This is a genomic window from Hymenobacter cellulosilyticus (assembly GCF_022919215.1).
Lineage (GTDB): Bacteria > Bacteroidota > Bacteroidia > Cytophagales > Hymenobacteraceae > Hymenobacter > Hymenobacter cellulosilyticus.
Genome location: NZ_CP095046.1, coordinates 1,829,747 through 1,849,486 on the forward strand (window position 1 = coordinate 1,829,747; position 19,740 = coordinate 1,849,486).

At 59.4% G+C, this 19,740-nt stretch carries 23 protein-coding genes and 1 pseudogene; 12 read left to right on the plus strand and 12 right to left on the minus strand.

Annotation, left to right across the window (positions count from 1 at the left end):
* The first annotated feature begins 29 nt into the window (after nucleotides 1–29).
* Entirely contained in the window at nucleotides 30–563 is a 534-nt protein-coding gene (locus MUN79_RS09105) for a DinB family protein (RefSeq protein ID WP_244677372.1), read from the plus strand.
* 127 nt (nucleotides 564–690) lie between these two features.
* Here the strand turns inward: MUN79_RS09105 and MUN79_RS09110 are convergent, their stop codons facing one another.
* A complete protein-coding gene (locus MUN79_RS09110; RefSeq protein ID WP_244677373.1) occupies nucleotides 691–1,626 on the minus strand; it encodes a DUF808 domain-containing protein in 936 nt (311 codons plus the stop codon).
* A gap of 153 nt (nucleotides 1,627–1,779) precedes the next feature.
* Nucleotides 1,780–2,166, minus strand: a complete 387-nt coding sequence (locus MUN79_RS09115; protein ID WP_244677374.1) for a winged helix-turn-helix transcriptional regulator — start codon at nucleotides 2,164–2,166, stop codon at nucleotides 1,780–1,782.
* A gap of 106 nt (nucleotides 2,167–2,272) precedes the next feature.
* Between MUN79_RS09115 and MUN79_RS29960 the strand changes: the two genes are divergently transcribed.
* From MUN79_RS29960 to MUN79_RS09140, 6 genes are all read left to right on the plus strand, one after another.
* On the plus strand, nucleotides 2,273–2,557 hold the full coding sequence (locus tag MUN79_RS29960; RefSeq protein ID WP_262923016.1) for an NAD(P)-dependent oxidoreductase: 285 nt from the start codon (nucleotides 2,273–2,275) through the stop codon (nucleotides 2,555–2,557).
* On the plus strand, nucleotides 2,557–2,928 hold the full coding sequence (locus MUN79_RS29965) for an NAD(P)-dependent oxidoreductase (RefSeq protein ID WP_262923053.1): 372 nt from the start codon (nucleotides 2,557–2,559) through the stop codon (nucleotides 2,926–2,928). The genes MUN79_RS29960 and MUN79_RS29965 overlap by 1 nt, the downstream gene beginning before the upstream one ends.
* Nucleotides 2,929–3,144: 216 nt before the next feature.
* Entirely contained in the window at nucleotides 3,145–3,723 is a 579-nt protein-coding gene (locus MUN79_RS09125) for a Crp/Fnr family transcriptional regulator (RefSeq protein WP_244677375.1), read from the plus strand.
* Between the two features lie 91 nt (nucleotides 3,724–3,814).
* Nucleotides 3,815–4,249, plus strand: a complete 435-nt coding sequence (locus tag MUN79_RS09130; protein ID WP_311136764.1) for a carboxymuconolactone decarboxylase family protein — start codon at nucleotides 3,815–3,817, stop codon at nucleotides 4,247–4,249.
* 168 nt (nucleotides 4,250–4,417) lie between these two features.
* Nucleotides 4,418–4,894, plus strand: a complete 477-nt coding sequence (locus MUN79_RS09135; RefSeq protein ID WP_244677376.1) for a hypothetical protein — start codon at nucleotides 4,418–4,420, stop codon at nucleotides 4,892–4,894.
* A 95-nt stretch (nucleotides 4,895–4,989) separates the two neighbouring features.
* Nucleotides 4,990–6,099: a glycerophosphodiester phosphodiesterase gene (locus MUN79_RS09140; RefSeq protein ID WP_244677377.1), complete on the plus strand. Its 1,110-nt coding sequence runs from the start codon at nucleotides 4,990–4,992 to the stop codon at nucleotides 6,097–6,099.
* A gap of 78 nt (nucleotides 6,100–6,177) precedes the next feature.
* Here MUN79_RS09140 and MUN79_RS09145 read toward each other — a convergent pair whose 3' ends face one another.
* From MUN79_RS09145 to MUN79_RS09180, 9 genes are all read right to left on the minus strand, one after another.
* Nucleotides 6,178–8,196 carry a cadherin-like domain-containing protein gene (locus MUN79_RS09145; protein ID WP_244677378.1) on the minus strand — a complete coding sequence of 673 codons (2,019 nt, stop codon included), beginning with the start codon at nucleotides 8,194–8,196 and terminating at the stop codon, nucleotides 6,178–6,180.
* Nucleotides 8,193–8,399 carry a hypothetical protein gene (locus MUN79_RS09150; protein ID WP_244677379.1) on the minus strand — a complete coding sequence of 69 codons (207 nt, stop codon included), beginning with the start codon at nucleotides 8,397–8,399 and terminating at the stop codon, nucleotides 8,193–8,195. The genes MUN79_RS09145 and MUN79_RS09150 overlap by 4 nt, the downstream gene beginning before the upstream one ends.
* Nucleotides 8,400–8,669: 270 nt before the next feature.
* Nucleotides 8,670–8,879 carry a hypothetical protein gene (locus tag MUN79_RS09155; protein ID WP_244677380.1) on the minus strand — a complete coding sequence of 70 codons (210 nt, stop codon included), beginning with the start codon at nucleotides 8,877–8,879 and terminating at the stop codon, nucleotides 8,670–8,672.
* A gap of 203 nt (nucleotides 8,880–9,082) precedes the next feature.
* A complete protein-coding gene (locus MUN79_RS09160; RefSeq protein ID WP_244677381.1) occupies nucleotides 9,083–9,631 on the minus strand; it encodes an ImmA/IrrE family metallo-endopeptidase in 549 nt (182 codons plus the stop codon).
* A 91-nt stretch (nucleotides 9,632–9,722) separates the two neighbouring features.
* Nucleotides 9,723–10,832: a S41 family peptidase gene (locus MUN79_RS09165; RefSeq protein WP_244677382.1), complete on the minus strand. Its 1,110-nt coding sequence runs from the start codon at nucleotides 10,830–10,832 to the stop codon at nucleotides 9,723–9,725.
* Between the two features lie 169 nt (nucleotides 10,833–11,001).
* A complete protein-coding gene (locus MUN79_RS09170) occupies nucleotides 11,002–11,586 on the minus strand; it encodes a hypothetical protein (RefSeq protein WP_244677383.1) in 585 nt (194 codons plus the stop codon).
* Nucleotides 11,587–11,633: 47 nt separating this feature from the next.
* Nucleotides 11,634–12,152 carry a 1-phosphofructokinase family hexose kinase gene (locus MUN79_RS30790; RefSeq protein WP_311136696.1) on the minus strand — a complete coding sequence of 173 codons (519 nt, stop codon included), beginning with the start codon at nucleotides 12,150–12,152 and terminating at the stop codon, nucleotides 11,634–11,636.
* Complete coding sequence (locus MUN79_RS30795) at nucleotides 12,131–12,583, minus strand: 1-phosphofructokinase family hexose kinase (protein WP_311136697.1); 453 nt, start codon at nucleotides 12,581–12,583, stop codon at nucleotides 12,131–12,133. The genes MUN79_RS30790 and MUN79_RS30795 overlap by 22 nt, the downstream gene beginning before the upstream one ends.
* Nucleotides 12,584–12,806: 223 nt before the next feature.
* Complete coding sequence (locus MUN79_RS09180) at nucleotides 12,807–14,093, minus strand: pectate lyase family protein (RefSeq protein ID WP_244677384.1); 1,287 nt, start codon at nucleotides 14,091–14,093, stop codon at nucleotides 12,807–12,809.
* A 411-nt stretch (nucleotides 14,094–14,504) separates the two neighbouring features.
* Here MUN79_RS09180 and MUN79_RS09185 point away from each other — a divergent pair, with 411 nt between their 5' ends.
* The 5 genes and pseudogenes from MUN79_RS09185 to MUN79_RS30810 all read left to right on the plus strand — a co-directional run bounded on the left by MUN79_RS09185 (nucleotide 14,505) and on the right by MUN79_RS30810 (nucleotide 18,288).
* Complete coding sequence (locus tag MUN79_RS09185) at nucleotides 14,505–15,044, plus strand: (2Fe-2S)-binding protein (protein ID WP_244677385.1); 540 nt, start codon at nucleotides 14,505–14,507, stop codon at nucleotides 15,042–15,044.
* Entirely contained in the window at nucleotides 15,037–16,059 is a 1,023-nt protein-coding gene (locus tag MUN79_RS09190) for an FAD binding domain-containing protein (RefSeq protein WP_244677386.1), read from the plus strand. The genes MUN79_RS09185 and MUN79_RS09190 overlap by 8 nt, the downstream gene beginning before the upstream one ends.
* Nucleotides 16,056–16,394: pseudogene (locus tag MUN79_RS30800) on the plus strand (xanthine dehydrogenase family protein molybdopterin-binding subunit); the annotation flags it as partial. The gene MUN79_RS09190 and the pseudogene MUN79_RS30800, both read left to right, overlap by 4 nt.
* Nucleotides 16,395–16,600: 206 nt before the next feature.
* On the plus strand, nucleotides 16,601–17,236 hold the full coding sequence (locus MUN79_RS30805; protein WP_311136765.1) for a molybdopterin cofactor-binding domain-containing protein: 636 nt from the start codon (nucleotides 16,601–16,603) through the stop codon (nucleotides 17,234–17,236).
* Nucleotides 17,155–18,288, plus strand: coding sequence for a xanthine dehydrogenase family protein molybdopterin-binding subunit (locus tag MUN79_RS30810; protein ID WP_311136698.1), 1,134 nt, complete (start codon nucleotides 17,155–17,157; stop codon nucleotides 18,286–18,288). Before MUN79_RS30805 ends, MUN79_RS30810 begins: the two co-directional genes overlap by 82 nt.
* Nucleotides 18,289–18,372: 84 nt before the next feature.
* Here MUN79_RS30810 and MUN79_RS09200 read toward each other — a convergent pair whose 3' ends face one another.
* Entirely contained in the window at nucleotides 18,373–19,725 is a 1,353-nt protein-coding gene (locus tag MUN79_RS09200; protein ID WP_244677387.1) for a serine hydrolase domain-containing protein, read from the minus strand.
* Nucleotides 19,726–19,740: the final 15 nt, after the last annotated feature.

Sequence of the window (19,740 nt, forward strand, 5' to 3'; positions counted from 1 at the left end):
TTGCACAAACCAATTATTCACGTTCTACCATGACTACGCCGCAGCTACTAGAGGCGCTTACCGCTGCCCACGAGGATTTTGCCGGGACCGTGGAAGCCCTTGGAGCCCCCGACTTTTTGCTGAAGCCTCCGGGGAAATGGAATGCCGGCCAGCACCTGGACCACATTATCCGGGGGGTGAGCCGGGTGGGCGGGGCGCTGATGCTGCCGGGCATGGTGCAGGGCTTGCTATTTGGCCGGACCGATGCGCCGGCCGGGTCTTACGAGGAGCTCGTGTCGCGCTATCAGCAGGTGCTGGCGGGAGGATTCAAGGCCACGGAGGGATTTGTGCCGGACGAAGTGGGAGCAGACCAGCAGCGGGAGCTGCCCGAGAAGCTGCGGGCCGAGGTGGCACGGCTGGTAAGGCGGGCGGCGGGCTATTCGGAACAGCAGCTGGATACCTTGCTGCTGCCTCATCCGGCGCTGGGCAAACTGACGCTGCGCCAGATGCTCTACTTCACGCTGTACCACGTGCGGCACCACCAGCGCCTGGTACTGGAAGGGCTGGGAAGGGCCGCCTCCTGAGGGGCCTAGGTCAATAGGCTGCTGAGGCGCCGGGGGCCTGTGGAACCGGTGTGGCAGACGGAGGGCTATATATAGCAACGAGCCCCTGGTCGAAACCAGGGGCTCGTTGCGTTTTCAGGGAGTAAGGCTAGTGGGCCGCTTGTTTATCCTTGCCGAGCACTTTCTTGACCAGCAACACCAGCTTTTCGACCACGAAGCCGATGAGCAGGCCGGCTACGGCGCAGACCAGCACCTTGGCCAGCCAGCCCAGGGCGGGGATGTTGGCTAGGGAAAGTTCGAGCTCGTGGAGCAGGTGGGCGGTGTAGGGAATGCCGTGAAGGATGATTTCGGCGCCTACCCAAAGCATGGCGGCGGTGCCGACGTAGCTGAGGATGCTCAGGAAGTGGGGCATGAACTTGACCATGCCGCGGCCGAATTTGCGCGTGGCAGGCCCGTATTTGTCCTGGGCCAGGTGCACGCCGATATCGTCGGCTTTCACAATGAGGCCCACGAAGCCATACACGGCCACAGTGATAAAGACAGCTACGGCCAGCATAACGGCAATCTGGTTGATGATGGGCTGGCCGGTAACCTGGCTGTAGGCAATGGCCATGATTTCGGCCGACAGGATGATATCGGTGCGGACGGCGCTGGCTACCCGCTCTTCTTCGAGCTCCTCGGGGGTAATGGTTTGGACCTGCTCACTTTCCACGTCCACGTCGTGGTGGGTGCTGAACATGGAGTGGACCTTTTCGTAGCCCTCGAAGCAGAGGTAGGACCCGCCCAGCATGAGGATGGGGGTAATGGCCCAGGGGGCAAAGTAGCCCAGCAGCAGGGCCGCCGGGCTCAGAATCAGGATTTTGTTGACCAGGGATTTTTTGGCTATCCGGTAGATGATGGACAGCTCCCGGGAGGGGTCCAGGCCGACGACGTACTTGGGCGTCACGGCCGTGTCGTCGATGACAATGCCGGAGACTTTGCCAGTGGTTTTGGCGACCTGGGCCGGCACGTCGTCCAGGCTGGCCGCGCTTACTTTGACCAGAGCGGAAATGTCATCTAAGAGCGCAAAAAAACCTGAAGCCATAGGTGTTGTGTTCGTTACTCGATGTTCGTTTTCGGAGGAGGTGTGCGTGGGGGCGCAGCGCAACCGGGCCGCAAGTTAGGGCCGTTGCGTGAACGGGGCCTTGCCGCCTTATACGGGCGAAGGTGGTAACTGCTGTGGTTGAGCGGCTTTTTGCTAGTGGGCCCCCAGATTGGAAGGCCGGGCGGGGTCGTCGGGACGCTTCTGGCCCACCACGACTTCGTGGTGGAGGTAGCCCCAGTCGCTCATGGCCTGTACCACGGGCAGCAGGGTGCGGCTGTGGGCCGTGCAGGCGTATTCGACGGTGACGGGGCGGGTATCGAGCACAGTGCGGCTGACGAGCTGGTGCTGCTCAAGCTCCTGAAGCTCCTTGGTCAGGATGCGGGGCGTGATGCCGATTTCGCGGCTCAACTCGCGGAAGCGGAAGGGCCGTGCGAACAGGGCTGCCAGGATGACGAGCTTCCAGCGGCCACTGACGACGTCGAGCGTGTCGCGGACGGCCTGGTACTGACTTTTGGGGCCGTTGCCGGGGCAGGAATCCATAGGGTGGTAGTGTAAAGGGAAGCGGTATCCTAGAGGGAACCGGTAGCAAACCTAGCACACACGGCCGATAGGTTTGCAGCTCGTATCACCGTTTTGACTTTTAGTAATGCAACGAATCCTGCTCTACGGAGCCACCGGCCGCACCGGCGGCCTACTTCTGGACTATGCCTTGGCCCAGGGCTACGCCGTAACGGCCCTGGTTCGCAACCCGGCCAAGCTCACGCGCACTTCGCCCCACCTGACGGTAGTAGCCGGCTCCCCCACCGACCCCAAGGCCGTGCGCCAAGCAATGGTAGGGTGCCAGGCCGTGGTAAGTGCCCTGAGCGCGTTAAGTGAGGCTGAGTCGTTTTCGGTGAAGAAGATTACCCGCCCCACACCCTGGCTACGGTGATGCAACACACGGTGGCGGCCATGTGGGAGCTGGGGGTGAGGCGCATCGTTACGCTGTCCTCGATTGGAGCCGGCGACTCCCGGCCGTACGCGCCCTGGTACATGCGGCTGATGATTCGGCTGACCAACTTCCGGCACGTCTTTGCCGACCACGCGGCCCAGGAAGAGCTGTTGCGGCTCTCGGGCCTGGAGTGGGTTATTGCCCGCCCCGTGGCCCTGAATGATAAGGAGCAGCTGGGGGAGCTGGTGGTGCGCTACCAGCAGACGCCCGCCCCGTTCGGGATTAGTCGGCGGCAACTCGCGCGGTTTATGGTCGATAGTCTGCGGGGCGACGCGTACGTGCACAAGGCCCCGCTGCTGGCGGAGAAGTAGTCTGGCAGGGCTGGGCCTCATGTGCGGGATGCAGGATGGCAGGATGCGGAACTTGGTCAGTGAATTCGGGCTAGGGTGCTCAATACCCGAGCTTGACTGGCATTCAAGGCTTTCCTGTGTGCTGCGCTGCTGCCTTAAGAGCTGGTTGGGATAGATTAAGAAGATGAAGCAGCCGTGTACCTTCGGGTATTGCTCACTCTAGCCGCCTGCTTAGCTATGTACGCGCCCCTGCTTGCCCATATTGCCCGCTACGTGACTTTGACCGACGCCGAAGCAGCCCTGCTCTGCTCGTATCTGCGGGTGCAAACCGTGGAGCGCAAGGAACTGCTGCTGCGGGAGCGGCAGGTGTGCGGGGCCAATTACTTTGTGCTGCGGGGCTGCCTGCGCACCTATCTGGTCAGTGAGAAAGGCACCGAGCAAACCATTCTGTTCGGCATCGAGAACTGGTGGCTGACCGACTACGCCAGCCTGGACCTGCAGCGGCCCTCGGAGTTCAACATTCAGGCCGTGGAAGCCACGCAGGTGGTCGTGTTTTCCCAGGAAGTGCAGGAGGAAGTGTTTCGGCAGCTGCCGCAGCTGGAGCGGTATTTCCGGCTGGTGCTGCAGCGGGCCGCCGCCGCGGCACTGTTCCGGATCAAGTTCCTGTATAGCATGTCGGGGGAGGAGCGCTACCGCCACTTCAGCCAGGCCTGGCCGGGGTTTGTGCAGCGGGTGCCGCAGTACATGCTGGCCTCGTTTCTGGGCTTTACGCCGGAGTTTCTGAGCAAGATCCGGGCGCGGGTGGAGCATTCGTAGCAGCCCGGCGTTTCTTAATCTAGATTAAGGAGAATCGGGTCGGATGGGCCCCACCTTTGTCGCATACTTCAACCCTAACCATTTGTTGACCATGCGATTCAACCTGCAACAACTCGAGCCCGAAGCCTGGAAAGGCATGTATAATCTGGAAAAGTACCTGGCCGCCACCGGACTCAGCGCTTCCCACAAGCACCTACTAAAAATGCGTGCTTCCCAGCTTAATGGCTGCGCGTACTGCATCAATATGCACAGCAAAGAAGCCCGTAAAGACGGTGAAACCGAGCAGCGGCTATACCTGCTCTCGGCCTGGCGCGAAACAAGCTTGTTTACACCCGAGGAAAAAGCCCTGCTGGCCCTCTGCGAAGAAGTTACGCTGATTAGCCAGAGCGGGGTTTCGGATGCTACCTACCAGCAGGCCGTGACCATTTTCGGCGAGCAGTACGTAGCTCAGGCACTGATGGCAATTGTTCTGATCAATGGCTGGAACCGCATTGCCGTGACGACGGAGCTAGCCGTGGAGGCGTAGATGGCAGCAACCCAAGGAGCAGGCAGCATATCAGCTTAGGTGTGGGGGCGGGGAGCCGCAACGGAGTCTTGCCAAGGCTCCGTGTCGTATCTTGGCGGCCCGTTAGAGTTTTCAACCTGCCTGCCGGCTCCCGTTTCCGGGGCCGCTCCCACACCTTGGCCCGTAGTTATGAACAGTTCCCCCGCTACCGATGATGCCCTGATGAAGCGTGAAATAGGTGAGTTCACCGATGTGCTTCAGCGGCAGGGCGTTCATGCAGCCCTGCGGTATCTGAACAACCGTACTCCGCACCAATACACCGGCATTTTTCGCTTCGACGGGGACATGCTGCGCAACGTGGCCTTGTTCGACCGGTTTCAGCCCGCGCTGGAAAAGGGCGGCGACGCGCCCATGGGCGAAACCTACTGCTCCTTGGTCGGGCGGCAGCAGGCTCCCCTGGAAATTGCTGATGCCACCACGGATTCGCGCGCGAAGGGCATCATCAACACGCCCGTAATATCCTACTGCGGGGTGCTGATTCGGGACACCCAGGGCCGGGCTTTTGGCACGCTGTGCCACTACGACATGCAGCGCTGCGAGGAGCGTACCACTGATATGCCCTTGCTGCTGGCCGCGGCCGGAATGCTGTATCAGCATCTGGCGTAGCAGCGGGCTGGCGGTGCCAATTTGATAACCGGGCGTTAATTCAGGGGTGATGTTGGGGCGTCAGCTTTGTGGCGTACTAGTAGTTACTACGCCCCATGAAAAAAGCTCTGCTATTGCTAACCGTTTTCGGTTGGGCTGGCCTGACGGCCTGCCAGGACACTGATTCCGACGAGTCGACGGCCCCCGCCTACCGCACCCTCGACGGCAAAGCCCCGCTCATTATTGCCCACCGTGGGGCTTCCGGGCTGCGGCCCGAGCACACGCTGGAAGCCTACCAGCTGGCCATTGACCAGGGCGCCGACTATATCGAGTCGGATGTGGTGCTGACTAAGGACCAGGTGCTGGTGTGCCGGCACGAGCCTATGCTGTCGGGCACGACCAACGTGGCCGAGCTGCCCCAGTTTGCGGGTCGCAAAACCACGAAAATGGTGGATGGCGTGGCCTACGAGGATTGGTTTGCCAGCGACTTTACGTTGGCCGAAATCAAGATGCTGCGGGCCAAGCAGGCCATGGCCGACCGGAGCCAGCAGTACAACGGGCAGTTTCTGATTCCAACATTTCAGGAAGTAATCGACTTGGCCAAAGCCCAAAGCACGGCCAAAGGGCGGGTTATTGGGGTGTATCCGGAAACCAAGCACCCCACGTTTCACGAGCAGCTAGGTTTGCCCCTGACCGACAAGCTGCTGGCCGCCCTGACGGCGGCGGGCTGGAACAGCAAGGAGGCCCCGGTGTACGTGCAGTCGTTCGAGGTCGGCAACCTGCGTGTCCTGCACCAGAAGTCGCCGCTGAAACTGGTGCAGCTCCTGGATGCCGACGACGTGGACGCCACCGGCAACCTGGTGATGAAGGCGCCCTACGCCCAGCCCTACGACTTCGTGGTAGCCGGCGACGCGCGCACCTTCCTGGACCTGACTTCCGACGCGGGCCTGGACTTCGTGAAAACCTACGCCGTAGGCATCGGACCCTGGAAGCCCTACGTGCAGCCCTACACCCCCGACAAAAAGCTGCCGGCTACCTCCCTCATCGAGCGGGCCCACCAGCGCGGCCTTTTTGTGCATGCGTACACGTTTCGGGATGAGAGCCGCTACCTGCTCAAGGAGTACAACAACGACCCCAAGGCCGAGTACCAGAACTTCTACGCCCTGGGTCTGGATGGTGTCTTTACCGACTACACGGCTACGGCCGTAGCTGCCAAGCAGCCGTAGCCTGCCGACTCGGTAGTCATAAAAAAAGCCTTTACCGCATGGTAAAGGCTTTTTTATGGTTTAAACAATCTGGTCAGGCTATTCCCGCACCAGGTGCTGGCTAAGCTTGACGCCGTTGCCACGCACCACCAGCAAGTAAGTGCCGCGCGACAACCCTTCGAGCAGCAGCGGGTGCTGCCGCCCACCCAGCAGAGCAGTGCTCAGCACCTGGCGGCCCGTGGCGTCGATGAGCGTGACCTGGTAGCTGCTGGCGGGCAGCACGCGCAAATCAAGCGTGGACGAACCGGTGGTGGGGTTGGGGTACACGCTCAGCGTTTGCGAACCTTCAAAGGTTACCGTGCGCACGGGCGAATACGAGGTGGTGCCGTCTTTGTCAACCTGGCGCAGGCGGTAGTACACGGTCCGGCCCAGGTTGGCCGCATTCCGGTCGGTGAAGGTGTAGTTCGTGGCGTTGGTCTTGGTGCCCTGGCCAGCTACGGAAGCCACCAGCGTGAAGCCTTCCTTGTCGACGCTGCGCTGAATCTCGAAACGGTCGTTGTGCAGCTCCTGGGCCGTGCGCCAGGTGAGCTGAGCGTCGAGGTTGCCCAGGCGACGGACGTCAAAGGCGGTGAGCTCTACCGGCAGCGGGGTACTGTCTACGGGAATAGTGAAGGTAGCCGTGTTGTTGCTGCCCGAGCCGCTGGTATCGGTGCCGCTGTAGGTGAAGGTGGCGTTGCCCACGTAGCCGTCGGCGGGGTCGAAGGTCAGCTTATCGGCCTGGTCCAGCGGAATAACCTGGCCCGGCAGCACGGCGTCGCCGTTGAGGTACAAAATGCCGCTGGCGGGAGCGGGCAGGGTTTGAATAGTGAAGCTGCCTACGGGCGGACCACTCGTTACGGTGGCACTCATGGGGGCAATGCTAGCGGCGGCAGCCTTGTTGTTCATCTTGGCATTGCGCACGTCGTTTACCGTCAGCGACACGGTGCAGGTGCCGATATAGATGTCGTCGAGGCCGAAGTCGTTGCCGCTGGCTACTTTGTTTACATCCCGGATTTCAATCACGGCCGAGGTGTTGCTGCCCGAAAACCAGAGGTCGGAAATCCGGGTGAAGACATTCGCCTCGGTCGTCAGCGTGGTTACCGACGAGGTCGACTTGCCGTTAATCACAAAGCCGAGCTGGGCCGGGTTGCCGGTATTCACGCTCGAGGCGTAAGCCGAGAAGGTGTAATACCGGTTGGGCTGCACCGCCACGGTCTGGGAATACACGACGCTCAGGTCGGCCGAGCCGTTCACCATCATGAAATTGTCGCCGGCGCCCGTGCGGCCGTGGCCCGAGAAGTTGTTATGATAGTTGCCTGCTTCAGTTCCAACCATATACTTACCCTCGGGTTGCAGGCTGGTGGCGCCCGTACCGGCATAGCCGTAGGCGGAAGTAAAGCCGGTGTTGCCGTCCGTAAAGCTCGGGTTCTTCAGCAGGTTGGTACCCGTGCCGCTGAGGCACACCAGGCTGGCGTCGTACACGTTCAGGCTCACCGTCGCCACGTTCGAGTTGGGCGGCGTGGTGGAGGGCACATTGACCTGGTAGGTAAAGTTGTCGGGGCCCAGGTAGTTGGCGGTGGGAGTGTAGCTGTAGCTGCCGTCGGGGTTCAGCGTCAGGGAGCCGTGGGTCGGGCCGGTGACCAACTGCACGCTGAAGCTGCTGTTGGGCAGGTTGGCCGGGTTCGGGTCGTTCAGGATAATGTTGCCCGTCTTGTTGCCGTTAGCCGGTACCTCATTGCTGTCGTCATTAGCCACAAAGAAGTTGCCGGCCGTGATGGTCACGTTCAGGCGGGTCTGGTCGGCGTTCTTGTTGGCACCCTGGTTAGAACTGGTTCCAACGGTGCTGGTCAGAAAGCTGGAGCCCTGGGTGGTGGGCACCGTAAAGCTGAACGTGTAGGTTTTCGAGCTGTTGTCAGCCAGCACCGTAGTGCCGAAATCGATGACGTTCGCAGCCTGGTCATAGGTAGCCGTGCCGGGCAGGGCAGCGCGCTGGGCCGCCGTCATGCTGGAGCCGGCGGGCAGAGCCACTTTCTGGGTCACATCGAACGCATCACCGGGGCCACTGTTGCTGTACGTCACCGTGTACGTCCCCGACGATACCCCGCGCCCAGGGTGGTAGGGCCGGTCAGGGTGGTCGTTACATCCACACTAGCAGCACGTAAGGCAGGCTGGGTAAGTGCAGCTACGGCAGGACTGGCGGGCATTGCAAGCACCTGGCTGGCCTGGGCCTCAAGCAGCATGGTGAGCAGGAATCCTGATTTGAGTAGAGAAGATGTTTTCATTAGGTAAGCAGTAGAATGGCGAAGCTTTACCAGAAAAGTGAAAAGCTTATATCTAACAAACCTAATAGGAAATCTTCATTATTCGGGTATTTGGTAGCTACTTTAATATCAGGTTAATGGTTTTAGCATACGAATAAAATAATGAATATCAATGCATTGGACATAACAGGTTATAAAAATATAATATAAATTTACCAATATAATATCGTATATTAAGAATAGTTTATTTATACTCTATATGGTAATTGTGCAATGTGTGGTTTTTCGGCATTACAGCTCCTTGATTAGCTGCAGGAATTCGGTGCCAACCTGTGGAAACAGATAACGCAGCACAATCAGAACCATGGAAACGATTTCGGCAAAGACGGCCAGCACGAAGATCTTCGACAGGTCCGCATCGACGTGCAGCACATTAAAGCCGATAAGGAAAAAGCAAGTGTTAACCAGCAGAATCTGGAAGGCCAGGGCCCGAGAATGCACCAAGCTACTTTCTGGCGCAGGCTGCGCTCGGCCTCGTGCTGCTGTTTCCAGGCCGTAACCAGGGTTTGGAGCTTGTAGCTTTGGTCGCGGGCCCGGGTTACACGCTCAAAGGATTCCAGCTCGCCGGGGTTTACCTGCTCGCCCACGGCGGCTACCTGGTTGCGCAGCTCAGGGGGCAGGGTTTGCAGTAGGTCGGCCATAGGTTAGCGCAAGCCTAGTTCCGCCATGCGGTAGCCCATGGCCTGCTCCGACACCCCAAAGCGCCAGGCCAGATAGTCGATGTCGGGGTTGTGAGCAAACTCGCGGCGCATCAGCGGCTCGGGCATGAGCAGGGCGGCGGCAAAGCGGTTGGCCTCGATTTCGCGGGCCCGGTCAGCGTCCGGGGCGTGGTCTGAGAACTGCTCCCGAAACAGGTTGATGGTGTTGTCGACAAAAGAGCCGGCGGCCTGGTTCAGGTGCAGGAAGTGGTGGGCCAACTCGTGGGCAATAGTGAAGCGCTTACGGCTGGCCGGGTCCGAGCCTTTCACCAGAATAATGGTGCCCGTGCTTTGCTTGGTAATCATGCCCGAGAGGTTGTCCTGGGCAAACTCGGCGTTGTGCACCGTAATGTCGTGCTGCTGGGCCAGGCTCACCGGGTCGATGGGCAACGTGCCGGCGGCGTTGGCCTGCTGCAGAACGGCCTGGGCCCGCGCTTCGATTTCTTTGCGGGTGAGCATTCGGGTTTCGGGCGGCGTCGACAAAGCGGGAGACATACTAAAGAAAGTTCGGAGAGTCACGGTAAGTTAGGAACTAACGCGCAAAAACGCGCCGCAGTTCGGCACGGAGAGGCAGCAGTACGAGGCCTTAGCGTGTCAGAGCCAGCGCTCGGGCAATAACCGGGTCGTGGTGCTGAGCCAGGTCGGGGCGGGAGTAGGGCACCAGCTCTTTTACCGGCACGCCCCGGCCTTCGAGCAGGGTGGTATCGGGCGTGAAGTAGCGCTGGTGAGAAAGGGTAAAGCTGATTTTGCCCGACAAGCGGGCCTGGTACATATCCGAAAACATGCCGGCCGTGGCGTCGCCTATCGTAGTCACGTTGGGTTGTTGATAGAGAGCTAAGGCTAGTTCCTCGGCCGAGCTGGCCGTGCCGTCGTTGGTCAGGATCAGCAAGGGCTTCTGGTAGGTAAGCGCGGGGTTGGGCGCCAGGTAGTAAGGCTGCAAGGGCGTAAATTGCTCATAGCCGCCGGGCTGCCGTTCGGCCGTGAAGTGAGTCAGGCGCCGACTCAGAGCAAAGCGGCTGGCCATTTCCTTGCCGCTGTGGCCGCCGCCGTTGCCGCGCAGATCCAGAATCAGGACCCGGCAGCCGCTTAGTTCCCGCAGGGCCGCGTCGAAGAGGCCGAGCAGGCGCTGCTGATCCTGCTTTTCCTGCCGGGTAGTGCCCATCACCCCGCTCAGCTCGGCAAAGCAGCGCGTCAGGCGCAGGTAACCCAGGTTTTGGCTGGATTTGGCCACGTATAGCGTCTGGTATTTGCCCACGGTGGGCCCGCTGCCCCGCACCGGCTCGAAGCCGGCGGCTTGCAGGTTTTGGTAAGCCGTTTGCCAATAATCCTGCTGGACTTCCTTGAACTCCTGCTTGTAGGAATGCCGCCGGGAAGTGCCCTTATAAATAAATTTGTCGCCCCGGGCTATGGTAATGTGCCCGTCTTCCAGGGGCTTGACCATCTCAATCAGCGTGGCCTCCAGCTCGGCCGGCGTGGTGCGGGCCGTGACGACAGGGCGGAATTTGGCGTACACCTGGTCCCAGTCGAGCTGGTGAAGACCGAAAAAGGCGTAGTGGTCTTTATAGGTGCGCCAGAAAGTTTCGAAGTCTTTCTCCGGTGCGACCAAGCTGGGGGCCGACCCGCCGCTACTCGTTATAAGGCACAGCCCAAAGGTCAACAGGAGCGGGGCAAGCAACGAAGTACGCAGCAGCTTCATAGCGGAATAAACAGGGTAGATAACTATTGCCGCCGTAAGATTACCAAGAAAAAGCTGGCTCCAAGTGGGGCTCGGTACGGCTGCGCCTACCTGCCCAATCGGCCGGTAGTTGCGGTAAGAGAAAGTAGCAGATTAAAGGCTGTTTGAGCTAGGATTTCCAAAGACCAGTTTACGAGTGCGACGCGGCCGGCTCCAAGCCCGGGACTGCTGCCAGCTTCTCCAGCACCTCGAATACGACGTGATACACTTCCCGCAGCGCCGAGGGGTCTAGTATTGCGTCATCAACCGCGAAGGTGAGCAGCAGGGGCGCATCGGCGGCATCGTCGGCGGGAGCCAGGGAAAAGCGCAGGGTATCGGCGTGGCGCAGCAGCACTTCCCGGATGCCGGGAGTGAGTAGCTGCCGCAGCGCGTCGGCGTCATTGGTGGTAATGATGAAGGCATCGTCCAGGGCCGGGTCGCCCAGTTCCACATCGGTCAGACCCAGGAGCTTGCCCAACTCGTGCACCCAATCCTGCTCGTGAAGGGCAAAGCGCAGGGCCGGATTGCCGGGTACCGAGGCCGTAAGCGTGGTTGTAGACATTCCGCCTTCGAAGCCTCCGCCCAGGTCCACGTCGATATCCACCAGCACCGTCAGGCCGCGCTGCTCCAGGCGCGCCGAGTATTCCAGCAGGTCGGGCTCCCGGGCCAGGTCGGCGCTGACCTGCGGCCACAGGGATTCTTCAGAAGGAGCGGAAAACGTGCGGATAGTAGACATAGGCGGAGATAACAGGCTAGGAAACAGGCTAGGAATCGAGTCGGACATTACGCCGCCGCCGCGGGCATGGTTTGCAGCAGCCACCGGTAGAGCTTGTCCACGTCGTCGCGCCGGAACAGCTCGGTGCCGGGGTTCATCGTAGCCGCCGAGCCGCAGGCCACGCCCAGGCGGACCACTTCGCGCACCGAAAGGCCCGTGCTCAAGCCGTAGACCAGGCCAGCCACCATACTGTCGCCGGCGCCCACGGTGCTGCGGCGCTTCACGGCCGGGGCCGGCACGTGGTCTACCAGGTCTTTGGTAACTACGCAGGCCCCTTGCGGCCCCAACGACACCACCACGATTTCGCACTTGCTCTCGCGCACCAGCCGGTGGGCAGCTTCGGCCACGGCTTCGTTGTCGAGCTCATCCACGCCGGCCATTTTGCTGAGCTCTCCCACGTTGGGCTTGGCCAGGTACACGCCTTCTTCCAGCACCCGGTGCAAGGCCGGCCCCGAGGTGTCGACTACTACTTTCACGCCCCGCTCTTTGGCCGCGCGCACCACTTTTACCACAAATTCTGGCTCCACGCCCGGGGCAGGCTGCCGCTGATAACCAGGAATTCAGGAAGCTGGTCGATGTGCTTCAGCGTCTGCAGAATCTGGTGCTGCTCCTCGGCCGTAAGGGCCGTACCGGGCATGCCGAAGCGGTACTGCTGCCCGCTGGCCGCGTCTACCACAATGAAATTTTCCCGGGTGCGGCTGTGCATCTCCACTGGGGCCTGCCGGATCTGCTCCTGAGTAAGCAGCTCGCGCAGCAACGTACCGCTGGGGCCGCCCACGGGGAAAACCGCCAGAGAATCCGTACCGAGCCGCTTCAACGCCCGCGACACGTTGATGCCCCCGCCGCCGGGCTCAAACTTGGGAGCCGCACAGCGTATTTTCTGGTCGGGAATAATCTGGTCGGCCGTCGTGCTTTTGTCGACGGTCGGGTTCAGGGTCAGCGTGACGATGGTGCTCATGAAATGCCAGGTTGCGGGTAGAGGCGCCGAAGCGGCCGTAGTAAGGTCGTTTACTAGCTTACGCCGGCTTGGTTGCGCCTTGCGCCGGGTCTGGCCGCAAGCTCCTGCATCAGCTTGGCGGGCCCGGCCCTCTTAGGCTGAGCTTGGTGCCCACCAAGCAAACAGCGGCAGCCCCGGGTGGGGCTGCCGCTGCCAGGCAAACGGAAACGAGGACATTGGCTACCTACTGCACCACCAGCTTCTGCGAGTAGGAGCCCTGCTCGGTGCTCACCACGTAGAAATACAGGCCGGGCGTGAGGCCGGCGTTGCGGTAGTCGAAGCGGTGGGCGCCGGCACTCAGTACCTTATCGGGTGTGGCTACCTCGGCTACTTTGCGGCCTTCCAGGGTGTAGAGCGTAATACCCACCCGGCTCGGGCCCGGCAGGTTTACCGCGAAAGTGCCCTGGCCTTTAAACGGGTTGGGAAACACTTCCAGCTGCTCGGCCACCGGCTTGGTTACGCCCGTTACCGTGCCGAGCTTGCCCACACCGGCCCCGGCCAACACCACGGCCGGTACCTCGGCGGCGGTGTTCAGCACTGAGGCGTAGGGGTAGGGAATGGGCAGGGTGCAGGCGCCCAGCTGGTAGGTGTCGCTGGAATACTGAAAGGGACTGTTCACGAGCGTATTGCCCGAGATGTCGCCGTAGCCCACCACGCTGCTGTAGGCCGAGACGTAGGGGTTTTTGGTGTTCAGAAAGTAGTTGTTCTCAATCTTGACGCAGGCCCCGACCCGGGAGTTGACGGCGGTGGAGGCAATGTCCTTATAGTAGTTGTTGAACACGTGGCCCGTGCCCCCACGAAACAGCGGCAGGCGGGAGTTGATGTTCTCGAACCGGTTGTGGTGGTAAGTGACCTTACGGTTGTAGGTGTCAGTTTCGGTGTAGCCGCTCAGGCTGGCTTTCCAGGCGTCGTGCAGGTAGTTCCAGGAAAAAGTCACGTACTCCGCGTCGTCCTTGATGTCGAGCAGGCCGTCGTAATCGTCCACGCCGACGCCCTGGTATACATTGTACAGCTCACAGTGGTCTACCCAGATGTGGTTGGCCGGGCCCTCGATGCCGATGCAGTCCTTGGGGCCGAGCTGCACGTGGTGCACCTTGATGTTCTGAATAATAATGTTGCTGGCCCGGCGCACGTAGAGCCCGATGCCGTTGAATTCCCCGCTGCTGCCCACGCCGATGATGGAAATGTTGTTGCGGTCCTTGATTTCAATCTTGTCGTAGGTCGTGGGCGTGTTGGCCGGCGTAATCACCCCGTTGATGTAGATGGTCAGCGGCGCGTTGCTTTTGTTGGCCACAATGGCCGCCATCAGGGCCGTGCCGGTGCTCACGGTCACGGAAGTGCCGCCTGCCCCGCCGGTGATGCCAGTAGTCTGGGTGACGAAGCCGATGGGACCGAAAGGAGCCGTTTGCCCGAAAGCAGCCGGGGCAGCACTGCCCAGGGCGAGCAGGGCGGTGAGTAAGGATTTCTTCATAAAGAACTGGTGGGAATTAAAGGACGGGACCAGAAGGCACTGGGAGCAGCAAAGAGCTGCTGCTGAGCCCGGTTTGCTTAAGGTCGGGCTTCAGGCCGCCGTTTAGAGGAATAGCAGAATATATATTCATGCAAACGTTGCCGGGAACGTTGTCAGCTGCAGAGGCCGCCAGTTTACGCTTGCTGCTCAGCGGTATTGGTGCCGGAATGACGTGGGCGCGGGGTTAAACTATAATCAGTATAAATAAGACAAAAACCACGAAAAGTAGTCTGGCTGGCCCAACACGGACCTAGTTCCGGGCGTAAGCAGAATAGGGTTCAGCTTGGCCCGTTGCCGGAAGCAGGCACTTCTGGCCGGTCCGTGAACCCTTCGTGCTGCTCTATTCTTTCACTTTTATATCCGCGCCATTTTATGAGTTCACCTACCACCCAAGCCTCCTTGGGCCATCCGGTTATTGCCCCACCACCCGCCACCAGCACCGTCACGCTGAAGATCAACGGGGTGGAGCGGCAGCTGGAAATAGCGCCCTGGACCACTCTGCTCGACGCCCTGCGCGAGTACCTCGACCTGACCGGCACCAAAAAAGGCTGCGACCATGGCCAGTGCGGCGCCTGTACCGTGCTCGTCGACGGCAAACGTATCAACTCCTGCCTCACGCTGGCCGTGATGAAAGAAGGCGCCGACATCACGACCATTGAAGGGCTAGGCACCGAAGAAAACCTGCACCCGCTGCAGCAGGCCTTCGTCGACCACGACGCCTTCCAGTGCGGCTACTGCACGCCCGGCCAGATCTGCTCGGCCGTGGGCATGCTCACCGAGGGCAAGGTTAAAACCACGGCCGAAATCCGGGAAATGATGAGCGGCAACCTCTGCCGCTGCGGCGCCTACACCAACATCGTGTCGGCCATCGAAGAAGTGCTGAACCAGCCCAAAGCCCAAGGCCATGAATAGCTTCACCTACTCCCGCGCCGCCGCCGTAGACGCGGCCGTGCGCGAAAAAGCGGCCGACAACACGGTCAAGTTCATTGCCGGCGGCACGAATATTCTGGATTTGATGAAGGAAAACGTGGAGCGGCCTACCCGCCTCATCGACATCAATCCGCTGCCGCTGAAGGCCATTGAAAACACCCCCGACGGCGGCCTGCGTCTGGGCGCGCTGGCTACCAACGCCGACACGGCCTGGAACGAGCAGGTACAGAAGCGCTACCCGTTGCTCAACCAGGCCATTCTGGCCGGCGCCTCGCCCCAGTTGCGCAACATGGCTACCAACGGCGGCAACCTGTTTCAGCGCACCCGCTGCTACTATTTTTACGACACGGCCACACCCTGCAATAAGCGGGAGCCCGGCTCGGGCTGCTCGGCCATCGGCGGCTTCAACCGTATTCACGCCATTTTGGGCACCAGTGAGCACTGCATTGCCACCCACCCCTCAGATATGTGCATTGCCTTGGCCGCGCTGAAAGCTACCCTGCGCGTGAGCGGCACCAACGGGGAGCGGACCGTCAAGTTCGAGGACTTCCACCGTCTGCCCGGCGACACGCCCCAATTCGACAATACCCTGGCGCCCGACGAAATCGTAACGGCTATTGACTTGCCCAACGAGGACTTCAGCCAGCACTTCAGCTACCTCAAGCTGCGCGAGCGGCAGTCTTACGCCTTTGCGCTGGTGTCGGTAGCCGCCGCTTTGCAGCTCGATGGCACCACCATCAAGGATGCTCGCCTGGCCCTGGGCGGCGTGGCCCACATGCCCTGGCGCAACCCGGCCGTGGAGGATATGCTCAAAGGCCAGCCGGCCACTGAGGATACCTTCCGCCGGGCAGCTGCCGCTATGGTGCAGGATGCCAAAGGCTACGGCCACAACACTTTCAAGATTGAGCTGGCCAAGCGCGCCATTGTGCGGGCCCTGAAGCAAGCCACCGCCGGTACCCAGAAAGCCGCCGACATCTTTACCAACTCGAATCCATGAGCACGACCAACTATATCGGCAAACCCGTTAACCGCGTCGACGGGCCGGCCAAAGTAACGGGTGCCGCCAAGTACGCCGCTGAGTTCAATGTGCCGGGCCTGGCGTACGGCGTGGCGGTGAGCAGCCCCATTGCCAAAGGCAAGATCAAGAAGATTCACGCCGACGAAATCCTGGCTATTCCAGGCGTACTGCAGGTTTTTTCCCACGAAAACGTGCCTACGCTGGCCTGGTTCGACCGTAGCTACAAAGACGACGTAGCCCCCGGCGGCTCGCCTTTCCGGCCCTTGCAGGGCAATGAGGTGAAGTACAGCATGCAGCCCGTGGCCCTGGTGGTAGCCGAAACCTTCGAAATTGCCCGCTACGCCTCCAGCTTGCTCCGCATCGACTACGACGTAGTTAAGCACGACACCGACCTGGAAACCAAGCGCGACGACGGCTTCGAGCCGGGGCGGGGCAAAACGGGCTGGGTACCGCCGCCCGCGCCCGGGGCAACCCGAATGAGGAGCTCAAAAACGCGGCTCACCGCGTCGAGGGTGAATATATCCATCTGGCCCAGCACCACAACCCGATGGAGATGTTTGCCTCCACGGTGGAGTACCACGGCGACAAGAAGCTCACGATTTACGACAAAACGCAGGGCGCCTTCAACTCCCAGCAGTACGTCATGAAGGTGTTTGGGCTGAACAAAGACGAGGCCCGGGTTATTTCCAAATACACTGGCGGGGGCTTCGGCTCGGGGCTGCGGCCGCAGTACCAGCTGTTTATGGCGGTGCTGGCCTCCCTGGAGCTGAAACGCTCAGTGCGCGTTTCGATGACGCGCCAGCAGATGTTCAGCTTCGGCCACCGGCCCCACACCCTGCAGTACATGGAGCTGGGCACCAATCCCGACGGGACCCTGGCCGCCCTGCACCACCACGCTCTGCACGAGACCTCGCAGTTTGAGGACTACACCGAAAACGTGGTCAACTGGTCGGGCATGCTCTACCAGTGCGACAACGTGAAGCTAACCTACCAGCTGGCCAAAGTCGACGTGTACACGCCCCAGGACATGCGTGCCCCGGGGCCGCCACCGGCTCGTTTGCCCTGGAGTGCGCCATGGACGAAATGGCCTACGAAGCCGGCCTCGACCCGCTGGAGTTTCGCCTGCGTAACTACGCCGAGCGCGACCAGAACCTGAAGCGGCCGTTTTCCAGCAAAAAGCTGCGCGAGTGCTACCACGAGGGCGCGGCCAAATTCGGCTGGGACAAACGCAATCCGGAGCCCCGCTCCATGCGCGACGGCGACCTGCTGGTGGGCTGGGGCATGGCTACCGGCGTCTGGGATGCCAGCATGCAGAAGTGCGCCGCCAAGGTCACGCTGAATGCCGACGGCCACCTCACTGTGCTCAGCGGAGCCAACGACATCGGCACCGGTACCTACACCATCATCACCCAGATTGCGGCCCAAACCCTGGGCCTGCCCCTGGAAGCCGTGACCTTCAAGCTCGGCGATACTACCCTGCCCGAAGCCCCAGTGCAGGGCGGCTCCTGGACGGCCGCCTCAGTAGGCAACGCCGTGAAGGAGTGCTGCGACAAGCTGGGCGAAAAGCTGCTCAAGCTGGCCCAGAAGATGGAAGATAGCCCACTTAAAGGTGCCAGCTACGAGGATGTGCAGTTCGTCAACGGCCAGATCCGGCTCAATGCCGACATCACCCAGGCCGTGGTTATCCGCGACATTCTGCCCGCCAGCGGGGAAGAAAAGCTGGAGGTGGAAAACACGATGATGCCCAACCCTGTTAACCAAGCCATTCACTCCCTGCACGCGCACAACGCGGTTTTTGTGGAGGTGAAGGTAGACCCGGAGCTGGGCACTCTGCACGTCACGCGCGTGGTGAATGCCGTGGCCGCCGGCCGCATCCTGAACCCCAAAACGGCCCGCAGTCAGGTGCTGGGCTCGGTGGTGTGGGGCATCAGCATGGCCCTGATGGAGGAAAGCGTAATGGACCACGGCTTCGGCCGCTACATGAACCACAACTATTCCGAATACCACATTCCTGTGCACGCCGACATCCACGACATCGACGTGATTTTCGTGGAGGAGGAAGACGACAAGGTGAACCCGCTGGGTATTAAAGGCCTGGGTGAAGTAGGTCTGCTGGGCGTGGCTGCCGCCATTGCCAACGCGGCCTACCATGCCACTGGCAAGCGCATCCGCAACCTGCCCGTTTCAATTGAGAAACTGCTGTTATAAGCGGCTTAAGCAATAACTAAAACGCCCCGGAACCTGAGTGGTTCCGGGGCGTTTTTGCTTGGTAGTGCAAGCTTTACGTGTGATTTAACCTAATTTGTCGGCTATTTTCGTTGATAAACCTTGCTTTATCTTGAGCTGAACAACCTTGTCGCCTTTGGAAATAAATTCAAGCACGATGTCCGCATCGTTAATGAAAAAAGTGCTTTCACTTTCTGCTGATATCAACATTCTGTTCTCATCGTTAACTTTCATAAATAACTTGCCAGAGTCATTAGATATTTCTACCTTATAGTTTTTAGATACTTCAAAGGTGCCAGTGTATTTCAGTAAGGTCTGCTCATCCAGCTTGAGTTCCTTCTTAGGTTTTGGAATACTATAAGGCATGTTTCGCAAAGCTGCGTATATAGAGTTGCCTGTTTTTTCTAAAGTCGTTGAGGTAATATTATTTAAAAGGATAATGCCTATCTTCTGTTCGGGCATCAGCAGGAAGTAGCTGGTGCCGCCTTCGATATTGCCACCGTGGTTAATTACTTTTTCCCCGTGTATCTGGTCGATGAACCACCCGTAGCCATATCGCTTCAAAAACGGAGTGGTTGCCTGGTTAAACGACTCCTTGGAAATTATTTTGAAGTTGCTCAACCCATTGTAGAACTTCAATAAATCCTCCGTTGTGCTATACAGGCCTCCGGATGAGAAATTCAAACTTGGATTCCAGGGCTTAGCTTCAACTTGCTTTGTAGCTGATAGATAGGAATATCCCACGGCTTTGTTTCTGCCGTTGATCTTCTCAAGGTCAAAGCCACTGCTATTCATGCGCAGAGGTCTAAGAATATACTTGCTTACTGCTTCTGGGTAGGTAGAGCGAGCAACTTTCTCGATGATAATGCCCAATAAGTCATACCCAGAGTTTGAATAGCTGAACTTGCTGCCCGGCTCAAAATCCAGTGGATTGTTTTTAAAGAAAGCCATTTTCTCTTCATGGCTGAAAATCCGCGTAGTAGTTAGCTGCTTAACAAATTCAGGATTTCGAAATATTTCGTAGATACCGGAGGTGTGTGTAAGCAAATGTGTTATTAATATCTCATGGCCTCTGGGGTAGTCAGCAATGTACTTGCTGATAGGGTCGTTTACGGATAGTTTGTTTTCCTCAGCAAGCTTCAGTACCACTAAAGCCGTAAAGGATTTAGTTAGTGAACCAATAGGGAATACCGTACTCGGGGTGATAAGTGTTTTAGTGGCTGCATTCTGATAACCGACATTCTTCTCATAAACTACTTTGCCATCCTGTACAACCAGGGCCGTGCCATTGAATTTGTTAATCGAGGCATAAGCATTTACTAGGCTGTCAAGTTTAGCATTTTTGCGTTGGGCGTTTGCTGAAAAGCCGATTAAAAGCAATAGAATAAACAGGTTTGCTCGTGTAATACTTTTTATCATGTTCTAGGTGCTTGG

Coding starts and splice junctions, on each gene's coding strand:
- MUN79_RS29960 (WP_262923016.1), top strand. CDS start 2,273: ATGCAACGAATCCTGCTCTACGGAGCCACCGGCCGCACCGGCGGCCTA.
- MUN79_RS09165 (WP_244677382.1), bottom strand. CDS start 10,832: ATGAAGCTGCTGCGTACTTCGTTGCTTGCCCCGCTCCTGTTGACCTTT.
- MUN79_RS09150 (WP_244677379.1), bottom strand. CDS start 8,399: ATGAAAACATCTTCTCTACTCAAATCAGGATTCCTGCTCACCATGCTG.
- MUN79_RS09180 (WP_244677384.1), bottom strand. CDS start 14,093: ATGAAGAAATCCTTACTCACCGCCCTGCTCGCCCTGGGCAGTGCTGCC.
- MUN79_RS09115 (WP_244677374.1), bottom strand. CDS start 2,166: ATGGATTCCTGCCCCGGCAACGGCCCCAAAAGTCAGTACCAGGCCGTC.
- MUN79_RS30795 (WP_311136697.1), bottom strand. CDS start 12,583: ATGAGCACCATCGTCACGCTGACCCTGAACCCGACCGTCGACAAAAGC.
- MUN79_RS09130 (WP_311136764.1), top strand. CDS start 3,815: ATGCGATTCAACCTGCAACAACTCGAGCCCGAAGCCTGGAAAGGCATG.
- MUN79_RS09110 (WP_244677373.1), bottom strand. CDS start 1,626: ATGGCTTCAGGTTTTTTTGCGCTCTTAGATGACATTTCCGCTCTGGTC.
- MUN79_RS29965 (WP_262923053.1), top strand. CDS start 2,557: ATGCAACACACGGTGGCGGCCATGTGGGAGCTGGGGGTGAGGCGCATC.
- MUN79_RS09160 (WP_244677381.1), bottom strand. CDS start 9,631: ATGTCTCCCGCTTTGTCGACGCCGCCCGAAACCCGAATGCTCACCCGC.
- MUN79_RS09140 (WP_244677377.1), top strand. CDS start 4,990: ATGAAAAAAGCTCTGCTATTGCTAACCGTTTTCGGTTGGGCTGGCCTG.
- MUN79_RS09200 (WP_244677387.1), bottom strand. CDS start 19,725: ATGATAAAAAGTATTACACGAGCAAACCTGTTTATTCTATTGCTTTTA.
- MUN79_RS09170 (WP_244677383.1), bottom strand. CDS start 11,586: ATGTCTACTATCCGCACGTTTTCCGCTCCTTCTGAAGAATCCCTGTGG.
- MUN79_RS09190 (WP_244677386.1), top strand. CDS start 15,037: ATGAATAGCTTCACCTACTCCCGCGCCGCCGCCGTAGACGCGGCCGTG.
- MUN79_RS30810 (WP_311136698.1), top strand. CDS start 17,155: ATGGACGAAATGGCCTACGAAGCCGGCCTCGACCCGCTGGAGTTTCGC.
- MUN79_RS09125 (WP_244677375.1), top strand. CDS start 3,145: ATGTACGCGCCCCTGCTTGCCCATATTGCCCGCTACGTGACTTTGACC.
- MUN79_RS09135 (WP_244677376.1), top strand. CDS start 4,418: ATGAACAGTTCCCCCGCTACCGATGATGCCCTGATGAAGCGTGAAATA.
- MUN79_RS09185 (WP_244677385.1), top strand. CDS start 14,505: ATGAGTTCACCTACCACCCAAGCCTCCTTGGGCCATCCGGTTATTGCC.
- MUN79_RS09105 (WP_244677372.1), top strand. CDS start 30: ATGACTACGCCGCAGCTACTAGAGGCGCTTACCGCTGCCCACGAGGAT.